This window comes from Saccharicrinis sp. 156 (assembly GCF_050589685.1).
Classification (GTDB): domain Bacteria; phylum Bacteroidota; class Bacteroidia; order Bacteroidales; family Marinilabiliaceae; genus Saccharicrinis.
The window spans coordinates 25,246-34,066 of record NZ_JBNGOS010000025.1 but is presented as its reverse complement, the minus strand read 5'-3'; the positions used below and the strand labels follow the sequence as shown (position 1 = coordinate 34,066).

6 protein-coding genes are annotated in these 8,821 nt (G+C 41.4%); 4 read left to right on the top strand and 2 right to left on the bottom strand.

Annotation, left to right across the window (positions count from 1 at the left end; all coding sequences use genetic code 11):
* Positions 1–62 precede the first annotated feature (62 nt).
* Positions 63–1,298 (bottom strand): hypothetical protein, encoded by a 1,236-nt coding sequence (locus ACRD64_RS15780; protein WP_430934417.1) that lies wholly within the window; start codon positions 1,296–1,298, stop codon positions 63–65.
* A gap of 377 nt (positions 1,299–1,675) precedes the next feature.
* On the bottom strand, positions 1,676–4,900 hold the full coding sequence (carB, locus tag ACRD64_RS15775; RefSeq protein ID WP_430934416.1) for a carbamoyl-phosphate synthase (glutamine-hydrolyzing) large subunit: 3,225 nt from the start codon (positions 4,898–4,900) through the stop codon (positions 1,676–1,678).
* A 281-nt stretch (positions 4,901–5,181) separates the two neighbouring features.
* Here carB and ACRD64_RS15770 point away from each other — a divergent pair, with 281 nt between their 5' ends.
* The 4 genes from ACRD64_RS15770 (at position 5,182) to argC (ending at position 8,737) form a co-directional block, all read left to right on the top strand.
* Positions 5,182–5,658 carry an arginine repressor gene (locus tag ACRD64_RS15770; protein WP_430934415.1) on the top strand — a complete coding sequence of 159 codons (477 nt, stop codon included), beginning with the start codon at positions 5,182–5,184 and terminating at the stop codon, positions 5,656–5,658.
* Between the two features lie 24 nt (positions 5,659–5,682).
* Positions 5,683–6,363, top strand: coding sequence for a GNAT family N-acetyltransferase (locus tag ACRD64_RS15765; RefSeq protein WP_430934414.1), 681 nt, complete (start codon positions 5,683–5,685; stop codon positions 6,361–6,363).
* A 51-nt stretch (positions 6,364–6,414) separates the two neighbouring features.
* Positions 6,415–7,617: an argininosuccinate synthase gene (locus tag ACRD64_RS15760; protein WP_430934413.1), complete on the top strand. Its 1,203-nt coding sequence runs from the start codon at positions 6,415–6,417 to the stop codon at positions 7,615–7,617.
* A 154-nt stretch (positions 7,618–7,771) separates the two neighbouring features.
* On the top strand, positions 7,772–8,737 hold the full coding sequence (gene argC, locus ACRD64_RS15755; protein WP_430934412.1) for an N-acetyl-gamma-glutamyl-phosphate reductase: 966 nt from the start codon (positions 7,772–7,774) through the stop codon (positions 8,735–8,737).
* The last annotated feature ends 84 nt before the right edge of the window (positions 8,738–8,821 follow it).

The following is an 8,821-nucleotide window of genomic DNA, read 5'->3' as shown; positions in this document are numbered from 1 at the left end:
TTCGTACTTTCTAACTTTACGAACTTCGTACTTTCTAACTTTACGAACTTCGTACTAGTTCATTAAAAAAAGAAGTCTTCCATTTCCTCATCATCAAAAAGGTTGTCAAGCAAATTAATCGAAGTACTCTGCATGGCACTTTCTTTAATGGTTTTTAAAAAATCCAACAATGTTTTTTTGTTTTTGATCTTAAGCATATCATTCTGTAATTCAACCAGTCTCACATTTAATTCCTCAAGTTCTTCGTCTAACATCGCAGGTATATCTTTAGTTTGTGCAAAGCAGTAATCTTCAATCTCGAAAAATCTCGGATTTACAGACATACTAAACTGCTTTTGTTCTAATTCCTTAACCTGCTCCCTTAATACCTGGTTATATACGTTGAGTTGTTTGTCGGCTAAATTCCCGGTGTGTCCTGCCTCTCCCTTAAGCCATGTAACCTCAAGTTTTAGCAAGCTCGAGAGGTCTTTGTCGTCATAAGCCTGCGTAACTTGCTTCATCAGTTCTTCTTTTTGAATAATCTCATCTTCGGTACCCCCGGTGTCGGGATGCAGGGCTTTGGCCAGGGAGAGGTACAATGACCTAAGGCTTTTATTTTTAAGCTCCATGGCAGCTTTTTCTTTTAATTCATTTTCATGCTGAGCTTTTGATGTTTTGCGTTTTTTCTCTTGGCCCGAAGGCTCCCGGGTGTTGGCTGTAGATTGTTCTGCATCTATTTTTTGATGTAGTGATGCAACAAAAGCCGCAATATCTTCCTGCGACGCTGTCATCGGGTCAGGAATACTGTCACGGTCGAGTTCTATGCCAAACTGAAACTCCAATATTTCGACTAAATCCTCAAGTTGAGAAGCCATATCTTCTTCTACCGCTTCATCGTAGGTGCCCTCAAACGAATATTGGTCGTATAGTTTTCTCACTTCTTCATCAGGTTCAATTTCTACAAAAGCAGAATCCAGAAGACTGACTATCATTCCGCTCAAATCTCTTTGCTGGGCATTGGTGTATTTAAACTTTTGCAAAAGTTGATGTGTATTTTTTGCAAACTCTATCAGCGATTGAGCAATCTCTATTTTTACCGGATTTATAGTTGTATGGTATTTAGCAAGGGTATTCTCAAGTATTTGCTCTTTTTTTTCAATGTCGTCAGTAAGTTTCTCTATTTTTTTAACCAGACGATTAAACTGCTTCTGCTCTTTAGACAGGGTTTTACTTCTTGTATTTTTTGTTTTAATTATAATTGAATCATTAATAGTCGGTTCAACTACCTCTCCAAACAGATTAAGTTGTTGTTTTTTCATGTGTCTAAATTCTCTCTAAGCGGTTATACATATTTTAATGCATCGTACTGTATAAAACCAAGTACTAACTTCATTGTAAAAGCGGTATAAAATGCAGTTGACAAAGATATGGTTTTTACGTCAACTTGATAAAGGAATAAAAAATAAAGCCACAGAGAAAATTCCCTGTGGCTTCAATCGTTAATATCTAATTAGTGGCTATAAGAAAACGCTTCATTTTGTCCATCCACACCCTCTAACTCCCCCGATTACGAGTTCGGGACAGGCTCCAAAGGGAGAACCAGAACCTCGCGGAGAGAGCGAATTCCCCTTTAGGGGTTAGGGGTTACAAAGGGATATTAATAAAACAGAGAGTTTTCTTTGATTTACTAATTATCCTATTTATACTCTTGCCAGCTCTTAATATGGATATCTTCCTTGCCCATTTTACAAAATGCATGAATAAAAGCACTTGCCAAACGAGCATTGGTAATCAAAGGAATATTAAAATCGATGGCACTCCGGCGAATCTTATATCCGTTTTTCAGCTCGTTGGTGCTTAAGTTTTTCGGGATATTGATTACCAGATCAATTTCCTTCTTACGAATCATTTCCAACGAATTCGGATGCTGGTCCGGTTCGCTTGGCCAGTAAATATGGGTGGTCTCCACACCGTTTTCCGCAAAAAACTTGTGAGTCCCGCCTGTCGCAAAAATATTATACCCGTGTTTTTTAAGCATTCTGGCGCTTTCCAGCAATTCCATCTTCGAACGTAAAGGACCTGAAGAAATCAACACATTCTTTTCCGGAATGGAATACCCCACAGAAAGCATTGAAGTTAAGATTGCCTCGTCGAAATTATCTCCGATACAACCCACCTCACCTGTTGATGACATATCAACTCCCAACACCGGGTCGGCCTTGGCCAGGCGCGCGAACGAGAACTGCGGGGCTTTGATACCCACACAATCCAGGTCGAACAAGTTCTTGTTCGGTTTCTGCACATCCATACCTAACATTACCTGCGTAGCTATATCAATCAGGTTAACCTTAAGGATTTTAGACACAAATGGGAAGCTTCGCGACGCCCTCAGGTTACACTCGATCACTTTAAGCTCGTTGTTTTTACCCAGCAACTGCATGTTGAATGGCCCTGAAATATCTAACGCCTTGGCAATTTCCCTGGCAATCTTCTTCACCCGGCGCATGGTTTCGATATACAACTTTTGCGGAGGGAATACGATGGTAGCATCACCCGAGTGCACCCCGGCAAACTCTACGTGCTCCGAAATAGCATAAGCCACCAACTCGCCGTTTTTAGCTACTGCATCTACTTCAATCTCCTTGGCTTCCTCAATAAACTCGGAAACTACCACAGGGTATTCCTTGGAAACATTAGCAGCCAACGTTAAAAAGTGCTCCAGCTCATCTTTGTTACTCACCACATTCATGGCAGCTCCCGACAGCACATAGCTTGGACGAACCAAAACAGGGAAACCTACCTCTTCGGCAAAAGTATAGATATCGTCAACCGAAGTCAACTCACTCCAACGTGGCTGGTCAATATCCAGCTTATCGAGCATAGCCGAAAACTTCTGTCGGTTCTCCGCGTTGTCAATATTTTCTGGCGAAGTTCCTAAAATAGGTACATTCTGTCCATTCAGCTTCATCGCCAAATTGTTCGGAATTTGACCTCCCACAGAAACAATCACCCCTTTGGGCTGTTCCAAATCAACCACATCCAAAACGCGCTCAAACGAAAGCTCATCGAAATATAATCGGTCACAAATATCATAATCGGTACTTACCGTTTCAGGGTTGTAGTTAATCATCACCGAACGGTATTTCTGGTCGCGTATCGTGTTTAGTGCATTTACGCTACACCAGTCGAACTCCACCGAACTTCCGATACGATAAGCGCCACTGCCCAAAACAATTACCGACTTGCCATCATTCTCATAATCTATATCGTGTTCGCTGCCACTATAGGTCATATACAAATAGTTGATTTGTGCAGGAAACTCCCCGGCCATGGTATCAATTTGCTTAACCACCGGCAAGATGTTACGCTTTTTACGCTCAGCTCTTACTTTTAGCAAATCGTTTCCAATCACCTCGCTTGTGCTCTTAAACACACAACGGGCTATTTGGAAATCGGAATACCCGGAACGTTTGGCATTTCTCAACAGATCATCGGGTAAGTCTTCCAGGCGCGTATATCCTCTTAACTCTACTTCCAGGTCATGTATATTCTTTAGCTTCTCCAAAAACCAGTGGTCAATCCTACTTAATGTATGGATTTCTTCAACACTCATACCCATCTTAAAGGCTTCGGCAATGGCATAAATCCGTTGATCCGTTGGTTCGGCAAGCTCTGTTTTAACATCGATTCCTTTCAACGGTTGGTTAGCCACAAAACCGTGCATCCCCTGACCAATCATCCTTAGTCCTTTTTGAATGGCTTCCTCAAAAGTACGGCCGATAGACATAATCTCACCTACCGATTTCATACTACTGCCAATCTGCTTGCTCACACCGTTAAATTTGTTCAAATCCCAACGCGGAATCTTACAAACCACATAGTCCAAGGCAGGCTCAAAAAAGGTAGTTGTTGTTTTGGTAACGGAGTTTTTCAGTTCGTGCAATCCGTAACCCAACCCAAGTTTAGCCGCTACAAATGCCAATGGGTAACCTGTCGCCTTGGAAGCCAGGGCACTGGAACGAGACAAACGGGCGTTCACCTCGATTACACGATAATCCTCCGATTTTGGGTCGAGCGCATATTGAACGTTACACTCACCAACCACCCCGATATGACGGATGATTTTAATGGCCAACTCACGCAGTTTATGATATTCTGAATTCGATAACGTTTGCGATGGTGCAACAACAATACTCTCGCCTGTATGGATTCCAAGCGGGTCGAAGTTTTCCATATTACAAACCGTAATACAGTTATTGTATTTATCGCGAACCACCTCGTATTCCACCTCTTTCCAACCTTTCAACGATTCCTCGACCAGGATCTGGTTTGAGTATGAGAAGGCATTTTCGGCACGCGTTACCAGTTCCTCTTTGTTGTAGCAAAATCCGCTACCCATACCCCCTAGTGTATAAGCAGCTCTTACTATAATCGGAAACCCTATCTCATCGGAAGCTTTTACCGCTTCTTCAACAGAAGTCACCGCTATACTGATAGGTGTTTTTACATCAATTTCTTTTAGCTTATTGGCAAAGATCTCACGGTCTTCGGTATTGATAATGGATTGAACCGGCGTTCCCAACACTTCCAGATTGTACTTTTCCAGCACTCCCGATAAATAAAGCTTGGTACCGCAGTTCAAGGCAGTTTGACCACCAAATGCCAATAATATACCTTGCGGCTTTTCTTTTTTAATGACTTCCTCCACAAAATATGGGGTCACCGGCAAGAAATAAATCTTATCGGCAATTTTATCCGAAGTTTGAACAGTAGCAATGTTTGGGTTGACCAAAACCGTTTCAATACCTTCTTCTTTCAATGCCTTAAGGGCTTGTGAACCTGAATAGTCAAACTCTCCTGCTTCGCCGATTTTTAGCGCTCCCGAACCAAGTATTACTACTTTTTTAATGTCTTTGTTCATTTGTAATTGGCTATTATAAAATTGATGTAAACGTATTCTTATGCATTTTTATTCTCAACAAAATAGCGTTAAAGAAATCACAAGTTCCTGAATTCCTATGCCATATCCCAGATAATCTTCCTAAACCAGCACCTTCAAAAACAGCATTATTAACTGTAAATAAACCAACAACACATATTTTGCCAAGATATATTGGGTGCAAAAATACAAATATTTTGCAAAATCCTTTTGAATATTTTTAAAAAGTGTATATTTTTGCAGTGCAATTGAATATTTATGCAATGAAAATCAAAGCACAAAGACTAACCGCTATTCAAAACATTATCAGTTCTCAGAAAGTGAGCAGTCAGGAAGATCTGTTAGTACTTTTAGAGAAGGAAGGTTTTATGACAACACAAGCCACCCTTTCCAGAGACTTAAAATTTTTAAAGGTAGCGAAGGTCCCGCATCTTGATAAGGGATATATTTATGAATTACCTTTTGGCGGCGCAAAATCAAACGAGGATGTGCAAGATGATTTTCCAATTGGCGGCGTTGACTCAATTGATTTTACTGGCAACCTGGCGGTCATCAAAACACGACCTGGATTTGCAGGTGGCATAGCTTCGATAATTGACAGCCACGACCCTTACGAGATCGTGGGGACCATTGCAGGGGATGACACCATACTTTTGATTAACAGGGAAGGTGTTTCAAAAGGTCATATTCTTGAAGTATTGTCAATGTTTATTCCTGGGTTAAAGAACAAAACTTTGTAGTTGATTTGTAGGAGTTGAAAATAAATGAATAACGATTTTAAAATAAGTGTTGCCAACGAATCTCATTTAAAATATGTAGATGAGATTCTCGATACAATCGCTGATGCAGCAAAGGTAAGAGGGACTGGTATTGCCAAGAGAAGCCCTGGTTACATCATTCAAAAAATAAACGAAGGGAAGGCCATCATTGCCTTGTACAAAGAAGCGTTTGCCGGCTTTTGCTATATCGAATCGTGGGGACACGACAGGTTTGTAGCCAACTCAGGTTTAATAGTGGTGGATAGCTATCGAGGACAAGGCTTGGCTAAGGCGATTAAATCCAAAGCTTTTGAACTGTCGAGGGACAAATTCCCGAATTCCAAACTATTTGGGTTGACCACCGGGTTGGCCGTGATGAAAATTAATTCGGAACTCGGTTACAAACCAGTCACTTTTTCGGAATTGACCGATGACGAGATGTTTTGGAAAGGTTGCCAAAGCTGTGTGAATTATGACATATTAGTCAGGACAAACCGTAAACATTGCCTGTGTACCGGCATGCTTTACGATCCCAAACACGCCGTAAAATTAGAAAAAGAAAAAAGCCTCGGCGTGTACGGAAGGTGGTTAAGGTTCAAACAGTCCGTGTTCCTTAAAGGAAACAGAAAGAAAGACAGCAACAAAGTATCTTATTTTAAGAGGTTGCAAGCAAAATTAATATCGTAAACAACAATGCGAGGAGATTAAGTTTGATTCGCTCAATAAATAATTATAATAATGGAAAAAGTAGTTTTAGCATTTAGCGGTGGATTAGATACTTCATTTTGTGTTAAATATTTAAAGCACGAAAAGAATCTGGACATATATTCTGCCATTGCTAACACAGGAGGTTTCTCTGACGATGAGCTGAAAACCATCGAAGAAGGCGCATACAAACTTGGTGTTTCCAAGCACGAAACGTTAGATGTTACGGATATTTACTACCGTAATTGTATCCGCTACATGATTTACGGAAACATCCTTAAAAACAATACTTATCCATTGTCAGTTAGTTCCGAAAGAATTTTTCAGGCATATGCCATTGTGGATTATGCGCGTAAAATAGGAGCCAAATACATTGCGCACGGAAGCACCGGTGCCGGTAACGACCAGATTCGTTTCGACCTGACCTTCCAGATTATTGCGCCTGAGATTGAAATTATCACACCCATCCGTGACTTAACCCTTTCGCGTGAAGCGGAAATCGAATATTTAAAGAAACATGGGGTCGAAAGAGACTGGAAAAAGATGGAATATTCCATTAATAAGGGCCTTTGGGGCACCAGTGTTGGCGGCAAGGAAACTTTGACTTCCAACCAAAACCTACCCGAAGATGCCTATCCAAGTCAACTTGAGAAGAAAGAGCCAACCGAATTGATTATTGAATTTGCCAAAGGTGAGATAGCTTCCGTAAATGGAGAAACTTTTGATGTACCGGTAGATGCCATCCGAAAAATAGAAGCCATCGGTTCGGCCTATGCTATCGGGCGCGATACGCATGTGGGAGATACGATTATCGGCATCAAAGGTAGAGTGGGATTTGAAGCTGCGGCACCAATGTTAATTATCAAGGCGCATCACCTGCTGGAAAAACATACGCTTACCAAGTGGCAGATGTACTGGAAAGAGCAACTGAGTAACTGGTACGGAATGCTACTGCACGAGGCACAATATGTGGAGCCTGTGATGAGGGACATCGAGAAGTTCCTTGACAATTCCCAGCAGAATGTAACAGGAAAGGTGATCCTCAAGTTGATGCCTTATCGCTTCGAATTGGTAGGGATTGAATCAGACAATGATTTGATGAACTCAGGTTTTGGAGATTATGGCGAAGTAAACAAAGGTTGGAGCGGTGATGATGTAAAAGGGTTTACGACCATACTGGGCAATCAGCTTAAAATTTTTAACGCAGTTAATAAAGGACAGCTAGATATCAAATAATGTTCGTGGGTAGGCCCTAAAAATGCAGAACGTTATAAAATAATAACCATTATAGCATACGAGACCAACGCTAAACGGCTCTATGCAACAATCGATTCACGTCCATAACAAATGGCATGCGACGGGTATCGTTTCACTCTATAGCTAATAAGAAATGATTAAAGTAGGAATAGTTGGGGGCGCCGGATATACCGCAGGTGAGTTATTAAGAATTTTACTGACTCATCCCAATGTGGAAATCACATGCGTTCAAAGTACAAGTAATGCCGGGAATCCAATAGCTGCGGTTCATACTGATTTGCTGGGAGACACCGACTTGAACTTCGCCCCTAAATTGGATACCGACAAAGTAGATGTGATATTTTTATGCATGGGTCATGGCAAGTCAAAGGAATTTCTGACAGAAAACAACATTCCCGAGCACATCAAAATCATCGACCTCAGTCACGACTATCGTATTAAAGCAGAAGGGAACGACTTTGTTTACGGTTTGCCCGAATTAAATATGGAAGCCATCAAGTCGGCCACTAAGATTGCCAACCCGGGTTGCTTTGCAACGGCCATCCAATTAGCCCTGTTGCCTTTGGCTGCTGCCGGAAAATTAAATGAAGTTCACGTGAACGCGGTCACCGGTTCAACAGGTGCAGGACAAAAACCGACATCCACTTCGCATTTCAGTTGGCGAAATAACAATGTTTCGGTTTACAAGGCGTTTTCGCACCAGCATTTAGGCGAGATAAAACAATCGATCCAACAATTGCAGAACGGCTTTGATAAGCCTGTCAATTTTGTACCGGTACGCGGGAATTTTGCCCGTGGCATTATGGCAACGGCTTATTCCGACAGTGACCTCAGCCAGGAAGAAGCTGTACAATTATATAAAGATTATTATAAAGACCATCCCTTTGTTACGGTTACAGATACCAATCCTAACCTGAAACAGGTGGTCAATACAAACAAAGCAATGGTGTTTGTTGAAAAACATGATGGCAAGGTTTTCATCATCAGCATGATCGACAACCTTGTAAAGGGAGCATCGGGACAAGCCGTGCACAATATGAATTTGATGTTCGGACTGGATGAAAAAGCAGGTCTTCGCCTTAAATCCGTGGCCTTTTGATCTTTTTTTATAACCTGTGGTTGTAAAAATAGATTATACCGAAACATAACCAATATCAAAACCTTCGGTAGGAAAGAACCACCC

What these genes read in the sequence shown, in the direction of transcription:
- ACRD64_RS15780 (WP_430934417.1), bottom strand. Translation starts at nt 1,298, where the DNA reads ATGAAAAAACAACAACTTAATCTGTTTGGAGAGGTAGTTGAACCGACT.
- ACRD64_RS15765 (WP_430934414.1), top strand. Translation starts at nt 5,683, where the DNA reads ATGAATAACGATTTTAAAATAAGTGTTGCCAACGAATCTCATTTAAAA.
- carB (WP_430934416.1), bottom strand. Translation starts at nt 4,900, where the DNA reads ATGAACAAAGACATTAAAAAAGTAGTAATACTTGGTTCGGGAGCGCTA.
- argC (WP_430934412.1), top strand. Translation starts at nt 7,772, where the DNA reads ATGATTAAAGTAGGAATAGTTGGGGGCGCCGGATATACCGCAGGTGAG.
- ACRD64_RS15760 (WP_430934413.1), top strand. Translation starts at nt 6,415, where the DNA reads ATGGAAAAAGTAGTTTTAGCATTTAGCGGTGGATTAGATACTTCATTT.
- ACRD64_RS15770 (WP_430934415.1), top strand. Translation starts at nt 5,182, where the DNA reads ATGAAAATCAAAGCACAAAGACTAACCGCTATTCAAAACATTATCAGT.